Consider the following 17,239-nt stretch of genomic DNA (forward strand, 5'->3'; position numbering starts at 1 on the left):
GCCTCCAGGTAAAACAAATGTTTTACCTGTTTATTTGTTAGAGTACAGTGACGGAAGAACGATCACGAATTTCTAACGGGTCTTGTGGTTCTGTTGATTGATTGACTTCAACCATGGGTGCCCTTGATTGTGAATTTTTTTGGGGATTCATCTCTGCAGGTTCTCCCATATTATTCATGGCTGATGGAAAGTTATTTTGTTTATCCACATCTATCACCTCCCTATTTTATTATTGCAAACCAGATGAAAAAATAATTGTTTCTTTAAAAATTGGTAATAGTAATGGAGTAGAAATTAATGAGTAGGTGGGATAGTCATGGAGGAAAACAAACCAAAATTCCATAAAGAAACAATCAATAGTTCTCACGAGAATGAACCAGCCTTTAATGTGTACCTGGATGAGGCACTAGTTGCCGAAGTACGTGGGAGTGATCCTACTCGTCTAACGGTGATTCCGATGAGAGAACTGAATGATTATGAAGAAGACAAACTTCACGAGTATATAGAATCCATGGTTTCAAAACAAGAATATTAATGTGAAAAGGACTAACCATCATTTGTTAGTCCTTACTTGTTATATAATTTTTTTAAAATAAAAAAGGATTTGATCAATTTCGTCTTTTGTCGTGTACCTGCCTAAACTAAAGCGAATTGCCCCCATCCCCACTTCTTCAGAAACACCCATCTCCTTTAAAACCGGTGATAATTCAATACTTCCGGCATGACAGGCAGATCCTGTTGATGCAGCAAGATTAGGGATTGCTGAAAGCAAGTCTTGACCTACTTTTCTGACAAAACTGACATTCAAGGTATTGGGCAGTCTTAATTCAGGATGCCCATTTAAGACAACTTGTTCTCCAAATTCAGCCTGTAGTTGACGCCAAAAATAGTGGGTCAGCTCCTTTATATGCTGATTTGTTTCCTGGTGCTTCACGATTTCACAGGCCTTACCCAATCCTACAGCCAGTAAGGTATTTTCCGTTCCCGCACGGATTCCAAACTCATGCCCCGCACCGTGAATAAGTGGTTCAAGCTCAATTCCGTTTCTAATAAATAGTGCGCCGATTCCCTTTGGTGCATATAATTTATGTCCGGCAATCGTGAGGAGATCAACTTTTAGTTCATTCACGTCAATAGAGATTTTTCCTGCTGATTGAGAAGCATCTGTATGAAAAGCAACCCCATACTTTTCGGCGATCTTCCCAATCTCTTTGATTGGCTGCAATGTCCCGGTTTCATTGTTAGAGTGCATAATGGAAATCATTAAGGTTTCTTTTTTGATTGCCTTTTCGATTTCTTCCGGTATAACTCTCCCGAACTGATCGACACCTATGTAAGTCACTTTTGCTCCTACTTGTTCCAGGAACTTACAAGGGTTCATTATCGCAGGATGCTCAATTTTAGAGGTAATGATATGATTGCCTTTATGTCGATTTTTAAAATAATATCCTTTTAATGCCAGGTTATTGGCTTCACTGCCGCCGCTAGTAAAAATGACTTCCCCTGCTGTGCTTCCAATTAAGTTGGCCACTTGTTCTCTAGCATTCTGTAATACCTCTTTTACGGGACTTCCTGCCCAATGCAGGGCAGATGGATTTCCATAAAAATCGGATAACAGAGGCTGCATTGCATCTACCACTTCAGGTGCCAATGGAGTACTGGCATTATAATCCAGATAAATTTTCTCCATTTTATTTCTCCTTTACTTTGAGTTTAGAAAACAGAGGCTTTCATGCTGCTTTTCATAAATTCGGTAAACAAGTTGTTCATTCCAGTGTTTGAACTTGCCATAGATTCAGGATGCCATTGAACTCCGACTGTAAAAGTACTTGGATGAACATATTCTACTGCCTCAACAATTCCGTCCGATGACCGTGCTACTACCCGTAACTCACTGGCTAACCTATCTATGGATTGATGATGCAGGCTATTTACTCTTACTTGCTCAGAGCCAAGTAATTGAAATAATTTACTATCATTCTCAATTTCCACCCAATGAGTATCACGACTTCTTTTTACTATTTGCGAATGTTGGATCGGTTCGTCAACTTGGCAAGGGATATCCTGAATTAAGGTCCCGCCTAGAGCGACATTTAAGATTTGTATCCCTCTGCAAATCGCCAAAAGTGGGATGTTATTCTCCAGTGCATATTTAACAATAGCGATTTCTACTTTGTCCCGTTCCGGTATGGTTGGTCCTAATTGTGGATGAGGGTCCTGCCCATAAAATTGCGGGTCCACATCTTCTCCTCCGCTCAAGATGATTCCGTCGCATAAAGAAAGCGTTTCAAGTGCTATTTCTGTATTAATAAAGGGCAGAATAATGGGTATTCCACCATTGTTCGCAACAGATTTATGATAATCATGGTGCACATAGACACCTTCCATATAATGATTATGGTTAACATAGGCACCGGTGATGCCAATAATAGGTTTTTTCATACTATCCCCCTTAAATCTAAAGCCAGCCCTCATCAATCGAGCTATTATCTGCAATCGAGTAGGCTGCATTTGTGATCGCCTGTGCTAAAGTTTCCCCCGTTTCACAAACATCACCAAAGCAAGCCCCCGATGTTCCATTCGTTTTATAGCTAAATCCCAGCTCTTTTAACCTTTCAACAATTAGCATTGCATGGTCTAGATTTTCTTCGGGCTGAAACTCCGAAACAGGAATAAACTGTTCCTTTTCATAATCGTACCAGCGATCCCATCTATTTAACTTCCAGCCTAGAATTCTGCGCGCAATAATTTCTATTTTGTTCATAACCTTTTTGCTCCTTTTTTTCTACGTTTTATTATTTTACCATTTTCAAAGATCCCGTCCTATCAAAATAGCACACTCTTTAGTCGAATCGAAAATTTTCACAATTTCGCCACAATAGACTATACTTGTACTTACTACCGTAATTGGTTTTATTTGCTTATGGATAGGGAATATCTATGTTGAGGTGAGAAAATAAAATGAAAGTAAACATAACAAAAGACGCAAATCAACAACTTATAACCTTGCTAGGTGAGGCGCCAATCGTTAGAATTAACGAAATCCGTACCACTGGTTGAGGGGCAACCTATATGTATGAACTTGCTCAGGTTGAGCAGTCAGAAAATGAAGAAATTTTTAATGTAGATGGGATTACCATCCTTATTGACCCACTGGTGATCGATCATCTTGATGGGGATATCATAATTGACCATAACAAAAATTATGGATTTGTTCTTAAAAATAGTTATGAAATCTTAACCTTTGGGATGAATCTTAAAAAGAACTCCTAACCTTACCTAAAAACAGAACAAAAGGACGTAAACACAGCCACTATCTTAAAACAAGTTAGTGGCTTTCTCTTGTGATTCAATTGTTGGGGTCCACCGTCTATCTATTGTAGTGTATTGTGCAATTATATACTGGACTAGGACAAATTTATTAGGGAAAGCTGTTTTGAATAATTAATCCATAATTACATATGCATTAGGTAGTAGATTGACTTATTAGGAGGTATTTACTTGAAACATTCAACCCAACCCGGAGTAACCCCCTACCTTATTACAAGGACCTTAACGCCTGAAAATCAAGAAACACCTATCCAATTTCTAAATGACGAGATTGTTGATAGAAAATTATTTTACCGAAGAAACCATTTTTCCTATCCTCATTTTACTTCAACCTTCTATTTTCTCCCGATTGACGGAATGGTGCACACTCCAAAAACATTTTCTTTACAAGAACTATATTCACTGCCATCGAAAACTATAAAAGTTGTATTAGAATGTTCTGGGAATAAGCGTGAGTTATTTCAGCCTAAGGTATTTGGAGAGCAATGGGAAAAAGGGGCCCTCAGTCAAGGTATATGGAAAGGTGTTTCTTTAAGGACGTTATTGGCGGCCACAGGCTTGCTTCACACTGCGAGGGAAATCATTTTTGAAGGCTATGATTATGGAAAAAGGCCTGATTCCAGTCATATATTTAGCTTTGCAAGAAGTTTACCCATTGAAAAAGCTTTAGAGCCAGATACCATTATTGCCTATGAATATAATGAGCAGCCTATACCCTTCAAGCATGGATTTCCCTTAAGATTGATTGTCCCTGGATGGTATGCAATGGCTTCGGTAAAATGGATTAAAAAAATCACCGTGATTGACAAAAAATATAAAGGACCCTTTCAAACAGTTGACTACGTATTCTATCCAAACAAAGAAAATGATAATGGAAAGTTTCCAGTCACTACAATCCATGTAAACTCCACCATCCAGTATCCATTAAACAGGCAATTATTGCCTACAGGGAATTATCAAATAAAAGGAATCGCATGGACCGGAAAAGGTATGATAACAAAGGTTGAACTTAGTTTAGATGGTGGCCAAACATGGAAGATCTGTCAACTTACTTCTATACCAGAGAAATACACTTGGGTTCTTTGGACTTTTAAATGGGAGGCTCTAAAAAAAGGAGAATATACCATAAGATCAAAAGCAACTGATTCTGAAGGCAATGTACAACATTCAGAAGCATTTTGGAACAGGAAGGGCTACGGTTATAATGCCATTGACACGATAGAAGTCAAAGTGGAGTAATGCCCTATACAACAAAAAAGTTTTTTGAAACAGCTAATATAAAAAAGAGAGAGTTTAAAATGTTTAAGGCAGAGGAATCCTCTGCCTTTTTGTCGCATTAAAAAAAATAGAGAATTTAGACTTCTAATCAATATGTATACATCATCCAGAACCCTATGTCTTCAAAACCAATTCGCTTGTAAATAGCTCCAGCTTCGGGATTATCGTAGAACAAACATAATTCTTTTCCTTCATTTATAAGTTCGCTACACAACCTAAGCATGCACTTAGTAGCAAATCCTTTTTTCTTATAGTTTTCTAATGTAGCTACACCAACAACCATCGCTGACATTGAATTTTCTGCCGCCGTTGAGGCAGTCGATACCATTTTGCCATCTTCCATAATAAAAAATGACCGCGAACTTCCATCTTCCAATTCCCGATGTTTCCTTTCTAAAGTCATAGTGGATCCACTAAATTCAGGAACGGAATTTAACAATTCAACAAGTGCTTCAGCATCGTTAGGATGTGCTTGTTGGACAGTCGATAAATCCTCGCTGTTCTGATTATTATTTAACTTAGTACACTTTGCATAGTAAAGTTGTCTCTTCTTTTTGTATGGTTGATTCAAATAAGACTCAATCTGCTCAGTAATCTTCTTAAGTCCAGACATCATCTTAAATGAAGGGTCATTAGACATAATCTCAGCAAAACCGCTAGCATTAAATGATTCTTTCGCAAATGGAATATAGTTTTCTTCAAATTTTAATAAGACCGCAATTAGTTCATCTCTCTCGTTAAACTCGCCCCAGAGCTTTTGAAAATTTTGATCATACCCATATACCTCAATGTCACCAATTATAAATAAGTTTTCTGCTGGTTTAGTTCTTAACAACCTTAGGCATGCCTCATGATCAAGTTGAGTTAGTCTTCTTAACAACGTTCTCCCCCCCTATTTCTTCATTCATAGTCCTCTTAATTTTAACATTAAAAACCAATTTTGAGATGGATGTACTTAAGTTGAATTTTAAAAAACAAGATATCCAATACAGTTAGATGCTGCTAAACTATCGGTTAAATTCCTTTTCAGCTACATATCACTTGATTTTTTTCTAAATTATGGTATTCTTATAGTAAATTTTCAGTATATTTTGAATTATTAATTAAAAATTATTTTGGCCTTTATCTATCACTTTCACCACAAGATGCCATCCTAATTTTCTAATGGATCGATAAAATTTAATAATGAATGGAGTTGCTGGTATGTATAATTCGCAAGGTGGATCTCTTGAGGCTGTTAACACGCATATTTGTCAGGATTGTGGAAGATTAACGTTAAAACATGAAGAAGCTGAATCAAACAAAAAACAAGGAATCCTCTATCCTATATTAGGTTGGACATTCTTTGTTCTTTCACTTATTTTTATTCCCATTTTGTTTGGAGCAGCCGCGTTTTTGATGGGTTTCTTTACTTTTCATGATCGGAGTAAAACCCACGGGGCTGTCCTCATGATGTTTGCCTCAGTCGGTTTAATCTTGGGCTCATTGTTCAGTATAATGGTTTCTGGAACGATGTTTTTATAATTACCCATTGGGTTGATAGTTTATCTATCAACCTTTTCTAATTTTAAAAAGAAGTGATATACTGAATTATCATCGATTCGTTAATATAAATGAGAACAGCATCATAGGAGTGTGTAGGATGAATTATAAGGTAGTCATCTTAGATATAGACGGTACTATAGTCCCTCATGGAAAAAACATTAGTCCTGCAACCAAGAATGCAATTCAACGGTTAAAGGATCGAAAGACGGAAGTCGTCATTGCTACAGGAAGGGCTCCATATTTCTCAACCTCTGTTATCGAGGATACTGGGATAAATTCAATGGTCTTCTTTAATGGTTCGTATGTTTTTCATGAAGGTATAGAAATTTTTCAAAATCCAATCGATAAAAATATCTTAAAAAAGGTTCAACTGTTATCAGGTGATTTTCAGCATCCGCTTACGTTCTTAAGCAGTTCTAGCTTTAAAGCGACAGACCTAAGTCATCCTTATGTGGTTGAAGCCTACAGTCATGATCCATGGAAGCCTGAACTGGCCCCCCCACAATATTGGATGGATCAGGATATTTTCCAATTATTTCTCCATTGTAACTTAGAGGAGGAGGTTCATTATAAAGCAAATATTCCTGAATTGGATTTTCGAAGATGGAGTTCAGGGGCAAGAACCTGCGATGTCAATCTAACGAACTCCAATAAGGCTGTCGGTATCATAAAGTTATTGGAGAAGCTGGGAATTGCACCAGACGAAGCTGTGGCCTTCGGGGATGGCTTAAATGATATCGAAATGCTTTCTCTAGTTGGCATGGGTGTAGCCATGGGGGCTTCATCTGACGAATTAAAGCAAGCAGCCAATATGGTGACACTGTCTGCAGAAGAGGATGGAGTTGTCCATGGGTTGGAAAAACTAGGTTTAATTTAACTAAAAAAAGCTTGTAAAATTGTCCGGTCAGGATCTATTTTACAAGCTTTTCATTTCTACATCTTAAGCATTATTGTTCCGCTTCCCATTTAACCACTTCTTCACGGACTCGCGGTGCAACTTCTTTACCCAGCAACTCTATTGCTCTCAAGACATCTTCATGAGGCATGCTTCCAACTGGCACATGGAGCATGAACCTTGTCACTCCCACATTTTTACGAAGATGAATGATTTTTTGTGCCACTGTATCAGGGTCTCCCACATAAAGCGCACCTTCGAAGCTGCGTGCGGCATCAAAACTCGACCGGTCGTAATATCCCCAGCCGCGTTCTCGTCCGAGTACGTTCATCGCTTGCTGAGTAGAAGGGAAAAATTTATCAGCAGCCGTTTCGGTATCATCGGCAATAAAACCATGTGAATGCGATGCTACGGTTAACATTGACCCATCATGCCCTGCCTGTTCCGCTGCTCTTTTATAAAGTTTAACTAGTGGTGCAAACTGGACAGGACGACCGCCGATAATCGCTAGAACAAGCGGTAATCCTAAAAGTCCCGCACGAATAACGGAATCAGGCGTTCCCCCGCTGCCAATCCACACAGGTAATGGATCCTGCACTGGACGAGGATACACCCCTAAATTTTGAATCGACGGACGATGCTTTCCACTCCAAGTGACTTTCTCGGACTCCCGTAATTTTAATAATAGATCCAATTTCTCCTCGAACAATTCATCATAGTCTTGGAGATCATACCCAAACAACGGGAACGATTCAATAAACGAACCTCGGCCTACCATAATCTCTGCCCGCCCGTTTGAAAGGCCATCTAAAGTGGCAAAATCTTCAAAAACTCGGACTGGATCATCTGATGAAAGGACTGTTACCGCACTCGTCAGCCTTATCCGTTTTGTTTTCGATGCAGCTGCAGCAAGGACAAGTGTGGGAGAAGACGCCGCATAGTCTTTACGATGGTGCTCCCCCACTCCAAATACGTCCAATCCTACCTGATCAGCAAGGACAATTTCCTCCACGACTTCCCGCAGCCGCTCTGCATGACTTATCACTTTTCCGGTCTGTATGTCAGGGGTGGTTTCTACAAATGTACTAATCCCGATTTCCACCTATATTCCTCCTATTCCTACTCTGTTTATGTAAGTAATTAAGACAGACTCATTTTATCATAGTTTGTTCAATTCCATTGACTAAACCTAACTCGGACAAAATAATTTTGCGAAGTTTACACATAATACAGGAAAAAAGGTGTGTTATTTTTTGGATTTCCCAACCATCGAAATGAATTTTTGGGACGCCGTCTTTGCAATCCCAATTATTATGGTCTTCACCCAATTTATTAAAGTTTATTTTAAAATTCCAAAATGGTTTGTTCCTACGATAGCCCTTTTGTTCGGACTTGGTATCTCTATTTTTATTAGCCACAAACACAGCTTTATTTCAGGGGTCTTTATGGGATGGTTTTATGGATATGCAGCGATTGGCTCTTATGCTTCATTAAAAACCAACTTAACCTCTTTTCGAAATAAAAAAAGTCATAAGAATTAAAAGGAAAAGGAAATCTTTCGTAAGGATTTACGATTGATTTCCTTTCAATTATACCAAGTATTAAAGTTTACTTTGAGAAATGTCCAGCTCCAGCTAGGGGCTTCCACTTTTCTTACCTAAATCTATTAGGAAACTGTTTTACAATTCCATCTGTTAAAAAGTCACCCATATGAATAAGATGGGTTTCATTTATATCTGCCGTTTTAATATCGGCAAGCCAATCCCCTTTTAACCGATCTTCTACTTCAGTTGTTGTAAGTTTTAAATAAGTATAGAACATCTCCGTGAGAACTTGTTTATTCCAATGCGGGTTAGCACTCGAAAGGAATGTAACAATTGTATCGGCATTCCGGAACCAATCTTTATTAAATTGGTTAACCTTCGCTTGATCACCGGCTTTTGCTGCCTCAATAATTTTCCCGGCAATCAGAATATGTTCCTTAAGCAAACTGGTTAGCTTGTTCCCAGCTTGTTCTCCGTAATAGGGTTTAATGATATTTCCAAGATCCACTTGATTTTGTAATAACCTTGTTAGTACATCATTTTGATCTTTAAGTCCAGCCAAGCTGCTAACAATAAAGCTTCTTGTCCACCAGGCGTATTCGATCCAAAGCTTTTGCATTGGATACTTTAATTGAATCACTGATTGATTAATACAAACCCGTTGAGGTGCTGGTCTCCCTTCTGCTCCTGCGAGTGAATGAGAGGTTGTGAAAGCAATTATGAAGACAACCAAACATGCGACTAGTTGTTTTTTCATTGATGCTTCTCCTTTTCGTTTGTTTTTATATTAGTTCTAGTATTGGGACATTTTCCTTCCTTATGCAACCAATTCCAGAGTCCCGAATCAAAATTCAGATTTTTTCGGGAAGAGTTGGACCTACTAAGGATTCATTATATAAAACCATCCCAGGCATATTAATCTGGTGTTCATGAAATACCCTTAATAATTCAAACCTTACCAGCCTAGATACTTCAAAATAATCATCAGGCCAAACCAGTCCCACCATACAAAGCTCGTAACCAACATATTTATGATTTGGGTTAAGATCAGTTATGCCGATAAACTGAAATTCCTGTTCTGGCCTGCCGTCCTCCGTTTTTATTAGGCATTGGGAGTATTTCTCATTACAGATACTACAAACTTGTTCCATCAACAGTTTCATTTCTTGAGGATCTTCCTGGTAACTGACCGTCATCCGTTCGATTACACGCATTTTCCCTTTATTAAAATTTTGAATCGTCCTTACTTCCCCATGTGGAATGGTTAAAAGTTTGCCAGACCATTCACGTATTTGCATAAAACGGATGCCAATCTCCTCGATTGTTCCAGAGTTATTACCATTAAAGGTGACATAGTTCCCGACTCGAAACTCTCGATCGGACAGCCGAACCAATCCCAATAATATATCTTTTAAAACCTCTTGAGCCGCAAGACCGACAATCACACCAACAATTCCGGCACCCGCTAATAAGCCCTTTAGGTTCATAAATTGGCCGATGAGATAAACAATCACAATGGTTACAGAAGTGTATTTTAAGGCAGATCGGATAACCCCTTGAATGGTCTGCTCGACTTCATCCTCTAATAATTGTGATTTACGAAAAAACCAATCGACACTCCGGTTAATCACAAAAGAAGTAACCGAGAGGATAAGAACCATAAACACAACTCTTAAGATTAAATAATCTTTTATATATTTTAGGAATGTCTCTGTATAGGCTAAAAGTTCCATCGATTCACTTCCTTTTTATAAAGTAAAATCATTTCTTAGCATGACCTATATTTTCCAGATTATTTTTCAAACACCTTCAATTTCTAGCAAACGATTCTTCCAATACTAACTACTCTTTTATTTATGTAATGTAATTGTAAAACTCTGTAATACTAATCTAGCGATTCCATTCATAGAAATAGACATAAAAATAAGAGAGTTCGATTGGAGGAAAATTCAATGAAAAAATTAATGACTGTCATATCCGTTATGTTATCCCTACTATTTACCTCACCTGCATTTGCTTATACCGTAAATAGCGGGGACACGATGTCAGCAATTGCTAGAAGTCACAATCTTTCATTACAAGAATTAGCAAGACTAAATCCGCAAATACAAAATCTTGATCTAATTTATATTGGGCAAACGATCCATACAGAATTGCAGGAAGTTAATGCAATTGGACAAGCTGTACATACCGCTTCAAAACCTGAAATAATAGCAGGTTATTCTGAAAATGAACTCGATTTGCTGGCAAGATTGGTCCGAGCGGAGGCCGAAAGTGAACCATACCAAGGAAAAGTCGCTGTCGCCTGTGTGGTCCTAAATAGAGTTGCCAGTCCAGCGTTCCCTAACTCCATTAAAGAGGTTATCTATCAAAAAGGGCAATTCCAACCTGTCCGCAATGGGGCCATTAATGAGCCGGCTGATGGAGACTCCATCAAAGCTGTACAGGAGGCCTTAGATGAAAAACGTAATACAGCCGCAGGCTCGTTATTCTTCTATAATCCGTCCACTGCCACCAATCGCTGGCTTGATTCCAAAACAACAACCCTTGTTATTGGCCACCATGTATTTAAACAATAACTTGATGATCCAAGCGCCAGATGCCTTCCAATTAAATGGATGGCACCTAGCGCTTTTATACGATAAAATAAAAATCAATGAATCTTATTGACACAAAGGGGAATTAGCTTGAAACCATATAAAACGATATTGTTTGATGTTGATGATACACTATTAGATTTTGCTGCTGCTGAAGCGTTAGCCTTAAAACTCTTGTTTGAGAGCCAAAATATCCCACTAACAACAGAAATAGAGGCAAACTATAAAAAATTAAATCAAGGTCTATGGAAATCATTTGAAGAAGGAAAAATAGCTCGTGATGAAGTAGTAAATACCCGTTTTTCCCTTTTATTTATGGAATACGGTCAAATCGTTGATGGTATTTTATTAGAAAAGAACTACCGGGGGTATTTAGAAGAAGGTCATCAATTAATCAGTGGTGCATTTGAACTCATTTCCGAGTTACGAAACCATTTTGATTTATACATTGTCACAAATGGTGTTTCCAAAACACAGGATAAACGATTGCGTGATGCAGGCCTTCACCCGCTTTTTAAGGGAATCTTTGTCTCAGAAGATACTGGATTTCAAAAACCGATGAAGGAATTTTTTGATTATGTCTTTGCTCGAATTCCAAATGTTTCTCCGGAACAAGCTTTAATCGTCGGGGACTCCTTAAGCTCTGATATTAAAGGGGGACAGCTTGCTGGCCTTGATACTTGTTGGTTTAACCCAATGGGTAAACCAAACAATACAGAAATCATACCTACCTATGAAATCCGGAATCTTCATGAGCTATATCTCATCCTAAATCTGAATCATTAATGCTGACCAATTTGAATAGCCGCCATGTAATTTCACTTGGCGGCTTTTTTGTTTATTGAGAACTGTTGTTGGCAGGTTATTTTGGGCTTTCCGATTGTTCGTACAAGGTTTCATCAGGTTCATCGATTTTTTCCTCATCCCCGGTACTTCTCTTTCGATTTGTCTGAAAAATATCTTTTGAAACTGTGTTAAGCTTTTTAACAAAGCGGTTAAAACCAAACCCAACAAAGAAAGCTATGCTTATTGGTGCATAAGGAGTATCTTGATAATCCGTAAATTGGATTAATAAAATCCCACTTTGAATAATGGTAACCGCTACGACTGCCGTGCCGGTTGCAAAAATTGGATAAAAAATGTACATAATCCATTTGCGATAATCATGTAATTCATCGTCCATATAGTGAGTGCAGAACATATAAAGATGTCTTAGGGAACCCCCAATGGCTCCAGCAAAAAAATAATACAAAAAGATTTTAATTTCCGAAATGAATGGCAAAGATTTTTCCAGTGTACCGGTCCCCAACATGCCTACCGCAATAAAACTTCCGAAAAATAGCAGCGAAAGATATGTTAAAATGACTACTTTTAACCATCTCTTCATTTCGTGACACCTCCGCTATTATCCTATGTTTCTCTGGAACTGAGGTGTCACTGTCTTTATTACCTAATTCATTTAGAACAAAGTGGCCAAAAAATTTTGGTTTTCATTAGTTTCTAATGCTTAGATAGTATCTTCAGGCTGCAATAAGGTAACATTATTGGTTTCAACACATTCCGGGTATTTAATGCCTTGTCCCGTGTTTAAACAAACCACCGTTTCATCTTCCTTAATCCAATTTTGTTCCCGTAAAATACGTGCTGCTGCAAACGTCGCCGCACCTTCAGGACAAATGAAGTTTCCTTCAAGTTCTGCCACTTGCTTTTGTGCTTCCGAAAGCTCATTTTCCGAAATAGCGATCGCACAGCCATTGGTTTCGTAAATGGCTTCTAAGACGAGAAAATCGCCAAGTGCTTTAGGTACATTGATGCCAAAGGCATTAGTCTTTGAGTTTTCCCAAAATACCGATTCCTTCTTCCCTTCTTGCCATGCCTTTACAATTGGAGCACATCCCTCCGCTTGGACCGCTACCAATCTAGGAAACTTGTCAGCCGTAATCCAGCCCATTTCTTTTAATTCCAATAGGGCTTTATAAATGCCAATTATGCCCACCCCTCCGCCAGTCGGATATAAAATGACATCCGGAACCTGCCAATTGAATTGTTCTAAAATTTCATAGCCCATTGTCTTTTTACCTTCAATTCGATATGGCTCTTTTAATGTTGATGCATCATAAATACCCTGTTCAGCAATTAACTTGGCGACAATTTTACCTGCATCACTGATTAATCCATTTACTAAATATAGATTGGCCCCGGAGACGGCAACCTCTTTTCTAGTGATATTCGGTGCATCCTGTGGCATAACTATCGTCGCTTTGATCCCTGCTTTTGCAGCATATAATGCCCATGCAGCCCCGGCGTTACCATTGGTCGGCATTGCCAGCTGTTCCACACCTAGTTCTTTTGCTTTTGAGATTCCAACACTTGCGCCGCGAGTTTTAAAGGAACCCGTTGGAATGATCCCCTCATCCTTGATATATAAATTGGTTAGAGCGTATTTTTCGCCTAGTTTCTTTAGTTGTGTTAAAGGAGTCATTCCCTCATCTAACGAGACAATATTTTCCTCACTTTTAATTGGAAGCAGTTCATGATATCTCCATAAACTATTTTTCCGAGCGTTTAAATCTTCTTTTTTAAAGACAGATTTTGCTCCACTTAAATCGTATTTAACTAAGAGTGGTGCTCCACAACGACATAATTGATTTACTTCATCTACGGAATAAATCTCATGACATTTTGGGCACTCAAGATGAGAAACATAGGTATACTTCATGGCTTAAACCCTCCAATAATGTATTTATGTAAACTAAATAATGATTTCATTTTCTTTCGAAAAACGAAATATAAAGTTTGTAGTCTGCACAAACCCATTATATCCGATAATTCCGACTATATAAATAAGTATTATGGTATAGATTAAACGAAAAAAAGGGAGCTTACTAAACTCCCTTTCTCCTCCTATTATTTTCATCCGGAAAATGGCTCTTCCCCTAACTGAGGTTGGTTTTGTGTAATCCATTGTTTTTTGGACTTTTTAAAATGGAATAATTCATAGATAACCGGCACTACCACTAATGTTAACAAGGTTGAAATAGCGAGACCTCCGATTACTACGATAGCGAGACTCTGAGAAACAAGACTTCCCATTTCTGCTTTTTTAAATAATAGTGGCAGCATGGCACAGATTGTCGCAATAGCCGTCATTAAAATTGGTCGGATCCGTGTACTTGCCGCATCTAAAATGGCTTCACGCATAATCATCTTCGTTTCATTCTGCTTAACACGATCAATTAATACAATTGCATTGGTCACAACAATTCCAATTAACATTAATGCGCCGAGAAGGGCCGTAATATCAACAGGAATTCGGCTTACTAACAGTCCGATGATTGCCCCAATTGCAGCTAATGGAAGCGAGAATAGAATCGCTAGTGGGGCACGCAAGGTTTTGAATGTAATGACCATGATTAAATAAACAATTCCAATTGATAGCGCCATTGTTAAAAATAGATCCGTAAAGTCATTGGCCTGATTGACAGCCGCACCCCCGACATATACCTTCACATCATCAGGCAATTTTAAACCGGTTCCAGGTTTAGTGCCATTAATCTTCGTATTGATATTCCCCGAAACGACGGAAAGCTGTTTCGGGTCAACGGTAGCTGTAACTCGGAGATAGGTCTCTCCTCCCTTATGGAGAATCTGGGTTGCCTTATTTTCTACTTTAAGTTTGGCAACAGAGGTTATTGGAACTAATTTTTGCTGATTTGTAACCATAATTCCTTCCAAATCCTTTTTATCGGACGGATTCAAAATGGCTTCTAAATATACAGGTGTATGATCTCCATCTAAATTAACGCTTCCAATTGGCATACGATTTAACATCATGCCAAGTTGTTGGATCACTTCACTTGGCTTTGCAGCTTCTGGGTTAACTGAAAAGGTATAAACTGGCTTCTTCTCTTCTTGGTTTGTTTCTACTTTTTCTACCCCTTTAATATTCTTAAGCACATTTTTAATCTTCACAGCACCAGCTTCAATATCCGCCATTTTTTCGCCTACTACATCAATAGTAATCGATGTGGAACTTCCGCCTGTTAATGAACCAGCGCCTGAAATTAATTCGGCACCTGGATAATTTTCTTTTTGCTTATTCACTTGATCGATAAAACGTTCTGCATTGGCATCCTTTTTCATCACAATGGTAAACGCTGCAGATGTCGGAGATCCAACTTCCCCATATTGAGCCGCATCAGGACTATTACCCAATTGTGTATAAATGGCTTTAGCTCCATCTTGCTCTAATAAATATTTTTCTAATTTTAAAGTGTTATCATGGACTATTTTTATCGGGGTTTCATTCGGGTAATCTAATGAAACCGTGACAAGTTCTGCATCCGAACTATCAACAGCCCCCTTCGGCATCACAAAATAGGCACCGATGGAACCAAAAAACAGTAAGGCTGATGAAAGTAAAATGACCCACTTATGATTTAATGACCAGCGCAGCATTGAAACATACCGTTTAGATGGTCGATGTTTTGGGAGTTTGGCTTTTTTCAAGAGCCCTGCACTCATCAGTGGAACAACGGTTAAAGCGACAAATAACGAAGATAATAATGAATAGGTTACTGTTAACGCAAACGGCAGTAAGAAATCTTTTAACCCTGCCCCCACTAGGCCAAGTGGAAGGAATACAGCCACGGTGGTGAGTGTGGATGATGTAATGGCAGAAGCCACTTCCTTTGTAGCTGCGACTACAAGTTCAATTGAAAATTTCTCGTCCTGCATTTTGCGGAAAATATTTTCAATTACGACGATACTATCATCAACTAAACGCCCGACAGCAACCGCGACTCCCCCTATTGTTAGGATATTTAGGGTGATACCTGACCGCCCTAGTAAAAAGAGCGTTAAGCACAACGATAATGGGATTGAAACAATGGTAATAAAGGTTGATCGAATGTTTCGCAAGAAGAACATAATAACAATGGTTGCAAATAAAGCCCCTAATAGTACCTCTTTTATCATGCTTGTGACTGAGTTGACGACCATATCGGCAGTTGAATAGAAAACACGAACATTAGCATTCTTGTATTTTTTCGTGAGCGCTTTTGCTTCTTTTCTAACCTCTTTGATAATGGAGACTGCACTTGAATTACTATCCTTTGTGATGACAGCAAGCAGGGCATCTTCACCATTCACGCGAGTAATATGATCTTCTTGACTGGCTTTTTGAACATGGGCAATATCCCCCAGCTTTACTCCTTGAATAACAGGTACATTCTTTAAGTCTTCAAGACTATCAAGTGTTCCAACTACCTTAATGTTACTTGTTTTTCCATCAATTGTTTTTTGACCGACTGCAGCTGCCAGATTTTGACCCTGTAACGCTGCTACAACAACTTGAGCTGGTAATTTATATTGCGAAAGTTTTGCTTGATCTAATTCAACGGAAACCTCATTTACTCCTCTTCCGTACATGGCTACACTTCCAACACCTTTAATTTGCTTTAGTGCAGGAAAAATTTTATCATCTGCTAGTTTACTATTTTCTTTTGTAATGCCGTCCGCGAATGTAACTGCAATGTCAGCAATTGGGATCATATCTGTATTTAATTGGACAACTATCGGTTTATTTGTACCCTCCGGAAGCTTGACTGTATCAATGGCTTTTTGGACATCCGCAGCAGCCTGCTTCATATCTGTCCCTGCCTCAAACATAAGGTCTATCTTACTGAATCCATCACCAGTTGTGGAATAAATCTCACTTTTTCCTTTTACGGCTGCAACTGAATGTTCAATCGGAGCGGTTACTGTATCTGTCATTGTCGCAACATCTGTTCCCTGGCCAAGAACTACTACTGTTACCTGAGGATTATCAGCCGTAGGCAAAAATTCCATTGGTAAAGTAAAGTAACTGACAACCCCCATAATTAGGATCAGAACAGTCATTAGTGATACTGCAGCCTTGTTACGAAAAGACCACTTTGTAAACCAAGTCATTTTCAATTTCCCCCTTATAAATATATTGATGATGTTGATCGTATGTAAGTATGAATCACGGCCATAGGAAGAATAGATATTAACTATTAGTATAAAAG

19 protein-coding genes are annotated in these 17,239 nt (G+C 38.5%); 8 read left to right on the plus strand and 11 right to left on the minus strand.

The window, feature by feature from the left end; translation table 11 throughout:
• Positions 1–37: 37 nt before the first annotated feature.
• Positions 38–208, minus strand: coding sequence for a hypothetical protein (locus V7077_RS12490; RefSeq protein WP_335501945.1), 171 nt, complete (start codon positions 206–208; stop codon positions 38–40).
• Positions 209–316: 108 nt separating this feature from the next.
• On the opposite strand from V7077_RS12490, the gene V7077_RS12495 reads away from it, so the two are divergent.
• On the plus strand, positions 317–535 hold the full coding sequence (locus tag V7077_RS12495; protein ID WP_335501947.1) for a hypothetical protein: 219 nt from the start codon (positions 317–319) through the stop codon (positions 533–535).
• A gap of 39 nt (positions 536–574) precedes the next feature.
• Here the strand turns inward: V7077_RS12495 and V7077_RS12500 are convergent, their stop codons facing one another.
• From V7077_RS12500 to V7077_RS12510, 3 genes are read right to left on the minus strand one after another with little or no spacing between them, the layout of a single operon-like run.
• Entirely contained in the window at positions 575–1,690 is a 1,116-nt protein-coding gene (locus V7077_RS12500; RefSeq protein ID WP_335501949.1) for a cysteine desulfurase family protein, read from the minus strand.
• A gap of 23 nt (positions 1,691–1,713) precedes the next feature.
• Complete coding sequence (locus V7077_RS12505) at positions 1,714–2,442, minus strand: gamma-glutamyl-gamma-aminobutyrate hydrolase family protein (RefSeq protein WP_335501952.1); 729 nt, start codon at positions 2,440–2,442, stop codon at positions 1,714–1,716.
• A 16-nt stretch (positions 2,443–2,458) separates the two neighbouring features.
• Complete coding sequence (locus V7077_RS12510; protein WP_335501955.1) at positions 2,459–2,764, minus strand: BC1872 family protein; 306 nt, start codon at positions 2,762–2,764, stop codon at positions 2,459–2,461.
• A gap of 308 nt (positions 2,765–3,072) precedes the next feature.
• On the opposite strand from V7077_RS12510, the gene V7077_RS12515 reads away from it, so the two are divergent.
• Together V7077_RS12515 and V7077_RS12520 are read left to right on the plus strand one after the other, a co-directional pair.
• Positions 3,073–3,273, plus strand: a complete 201-nt coding sequence (locus V7077_RS12515; protein ID WP_335501957.1) for a hypothetical protein — start codon at positions 3,073–3,075, stop codon at positions 3,271–3,273.
• Between the two features lie 228 nt (positions 3,274–3,501).
• Positions 3,502–4,569 carry a sulfite oxidase gene (locus V7077_RS12520; RefSeq protein WP_335501959.1) on the plus strand — a complete coding sequence of 356 codons (1,068 nt, stop codon included), beginning with the start codon at positions 3,502–3,504 and terminating at the stop codon, positions 4,567–4,569.
• Positions 4,570–4,696: 127 nt separating this feature from the next.
• Here the strand turns inward: V7077_RS12520 and V7077_RS12525 are convergent, their stop codons facing one another.
• Positions 4,697–5,488 carry a GNAT family N-acetyltransferase gene (locus tag V7077_RS12525; RefSeq protein ID WP_335501961.1) on the minus strand — a complete coding sequence of 264 codons (792 nt, stop codon included), beginning with the start codon at positions 5,486–5,488 and terminating at the stop codon, positions 4,697–4,699.
• A gap of 323 nt (positions 5,489–5,811) precedes the next feature.
• Here V7077_RS12525 and V7077_RS12530 point away from each other — a divergent pair, with 323 nt between their 5' ends.
• Both V7077_RS12530 and V7077_RS12535 read left to right on the plus strand, forming a co-directional pair.
• Complete coding sequence (locus tag V7077_RS12530) at positions 5,812–6,132, plus strand: hypothetical protein (protein WP_335501964.1); 321 nt, start codon at positions 5,812–5,814, stop codon at positions 6,130–6,132.
• A gap of 118 nt (positions 6,133–6,250) precedes the next feature.
• Complete coding sequence (locus tag V7077_RS12535) at positions 6,251–7,030, plus strand: Cof-type HAD-IIB family hydrolase (RefSeq protein ID WP_335501966.1); 780 nt, start codon at positions 6,251–6,253, stop codon at positions 7,028–7,030.
• Positions 7,031–7,100: 70 nt separating this feature from the next.
• Here V7077_RS12535 and V7077_RS12540 read toward each other — a convergent pair whose 3' ends face one another.
• Positions 7,101–8,150, minus strand: coding sequence for an LLM class flavin-dependent oxidoreductase (locus V7077_RS12540; protein WP_335501969.1), 1,050 nt, complete (start codon positions 8,148–8,150; stop codon positions 7,101–7,103).
• Positions 8,151–8,301: 151 nt separating this feature from the next.
• Between V7077_RS12540 and V7077_RS12545 the strand changes: the two genes are divergently transcribed.
• A complete protein-coding gene (locus V7077_RS12545; protein ID WP_335501971.1) occupies positions 8,302–8,589 on the plus strand; it encodes a hypothetical protein in 288 nt (95 codons plus the stop codon).
• Positions 8,590–8,701: 112 nt separating this feature from the next.
• On the opposite strand, the gene V7077_RS12550 is transcribed toward V7077_RS12545, so the two are convergent.
• Together V7077_RS12550 and V7077_RS12555 are read right to left on the minus strand one after the other, a co-directional pair.
• Entirely contained in the window at positions 8,702–9,349 is a 648-nt protein-coding gene (locus tag V7077_RS12550; protein WP_335501972.1) for a glycosyltransferase, read from the minus strand.
• 94 nt (positions 9,350–9,443) lie between these two features.
• Positions 9,444–10,325 (minus strand): mechanosensitive ion channel family protein, encoded by an 882-nt coding sequence (locus V7077_RS12555; protein ID WP_420489642.1) that lies wholly within the window; start codon positions 10,323–10,325, stop codon positions 9,444–9,446.
• Between the two features lie 219 nt (positions 10,326–10,544).
• Here V7077_RS12555 and V7077_RS12560 point away from each other — a divergent pair, with 219 nt between their 5' ends.
• Positions 10,545–11,171 (plus strand): cell wall hydrolase, encoded by a 627-nt coding sequence (locus V7077_RS12560; protein WP_335501974.1) that lies wholly within the window; start codon positions 10,545–10,547, stop codon positions 11,169–11,171.
• 108 nt (positions 11,172–11,279) lie between these two features.
• Entirely contained in the window at positions 11,280–11,975 is a 696-nt protein-coding gene (locus tag V7077_RS12565; RefSeq protein WP_335501976.1) for a YjjG family noncanonical pyrimidine nucleotidase, read from the plus strand.
• A 76-nt stretch (positions 11,976–12,051) separates the two neighbouring features.
• Here V7077_RS12565 and V7077_RS12570 read toward each other — a convergent pair whose 3' ends face one another.
• From V7077_RS12570 to V7077_RS12580, 3 genes are all read right to left on the minus strand, one after another.
• Positions 12,052–12,576 (minus strand): hypothetical protein, encoded by a 525-nt coding sequence (locus tag V7077_RS12570; RefSeq protein WP_335501979.1) that lies wholly within the window; start codon positions 12,574–12,576, stop codon positions 12,052–12,054.
• A gap of 120 nt (positions 12,577–12,696) precedes the next feature.
• A complete protein-coding gene (locus V7077_RS12575) occupies positions 12,697–13,908 on the minus strand; it encodes a threonine synthase (protein WP_335501981.1) in 1,212 nt (403 codons plus the stop codon).
• A gap of 194 nt (positions 13,909–14,102) precedes the next feature.
• Positions 14,103–17,141: an efflux RND transporter permease subunit gene (locus V7077_RS12580; RefSeq protein WP_335501984.1), complete on the minus strand. Its 3,039-nt coding sequence runs from the start codon at positions 17,139–17,141 to the stop codon at positions 14,103–14,105.
• Positions 17,142–17,239 lie beyond the last annotated feature (98 nt).

Origin of the sequence: Neobacillus vireti (assembly GCF_036962465.1) — a bacterium.
In the GTDB taxonomy this organism is placed as follows: domain Bacteria; phylum Bacillota; class Bacilli; order Bacillales; family Cytobacillaceae; genus Neobacillus; species Neobacillus vireti_B.

Coding starts and splice junctions, on each gene's coding strand:
- V7077_RS12495 (WP_335501947.1), top strand. CDS start 317: ATGGAGGAAAACAAACCAAAATTCCATAAAGAAACAATCAATAGTTCT.
- V7077_RS12500 (WP_335501949.1), bottom strand. CDS start 1,690: ATGGAGAAAATTTATCTGGATTATAATGCCAGTACTCCATTGGCACCT.
- V7077_RS12505 (WP_335501952.1), bottom strand. CDS start 2,442: ATGAAAAAACCTATTATTGGCATCACCGGTGCCTATGTTAACCATAAT.
- V7077_RS12510 (WP_335501955.1), bottom strand. CDS start 2,764: ATGAACAAAATAGAAATTATTGCGCGCAGAATTCTAGGCTGGAAGTTA.
- V7077_RS12515 (WP_335501957.1), top strand. CDS start 3,073: ATGTATGAACTTGCTCAGGTTGAGCAGTCAGAAAATGAAGAAATTTTT.
- V7077_RS12530 (WP_335501964.1), top strand. CDS start 5,812: ATGTATAATTCGCAAGGTGGATCTCTTGAGGCTGTTAACACGCATATT.
- V7077_RS12535 (WP_335501966.1), top strand. CDS start 6,251: ATGAATTATAAGGTAGTCATCTTAGATATAGACGGTACTATAGTCCCT.
- V7077_RS12550 (WP_335501972.1), bottom strand. CDS start 9,349: ATGAAAAAACAACTAGTCGCATGTTTGGTTGTCTTCATAATTGCTTTC.
- V7077_RS12555 (WP_420489642.1), bottom strand. CDS start 10,325: ATGGAACTTTTAGCCTATACAGAGACATTCCTAAAATATATAAAAGAT.
- V7077_RS12560 (WP_335501974.1), top strand. CDS start 10,545: ATGAAAAAATTAATGACTGTCATATCCGTTATGTTATCCCTACTATTT.
- V7077_RS12570 (WP_335501979.1), bottom strand. CDS start 12,576: ATGAAGAGATGGTTAAAAGTAGTCATTTTAACATATCTTTCGCTGCTA.
- V7077_RS12575 (WP_335501981.1), bottom strand. CDS start 13,908: ATGAAGTATACCTATGTTTCTCATCTTGAGTGCCCAAAATGTCATGAG.
- V7077_RS12580 (WP_335501984.1), bottom strand. CDS start 17,141: ATGACTTGGTTTACAAAGTGGTCTTTTCGTAACAAGGCTGCAGTATCA.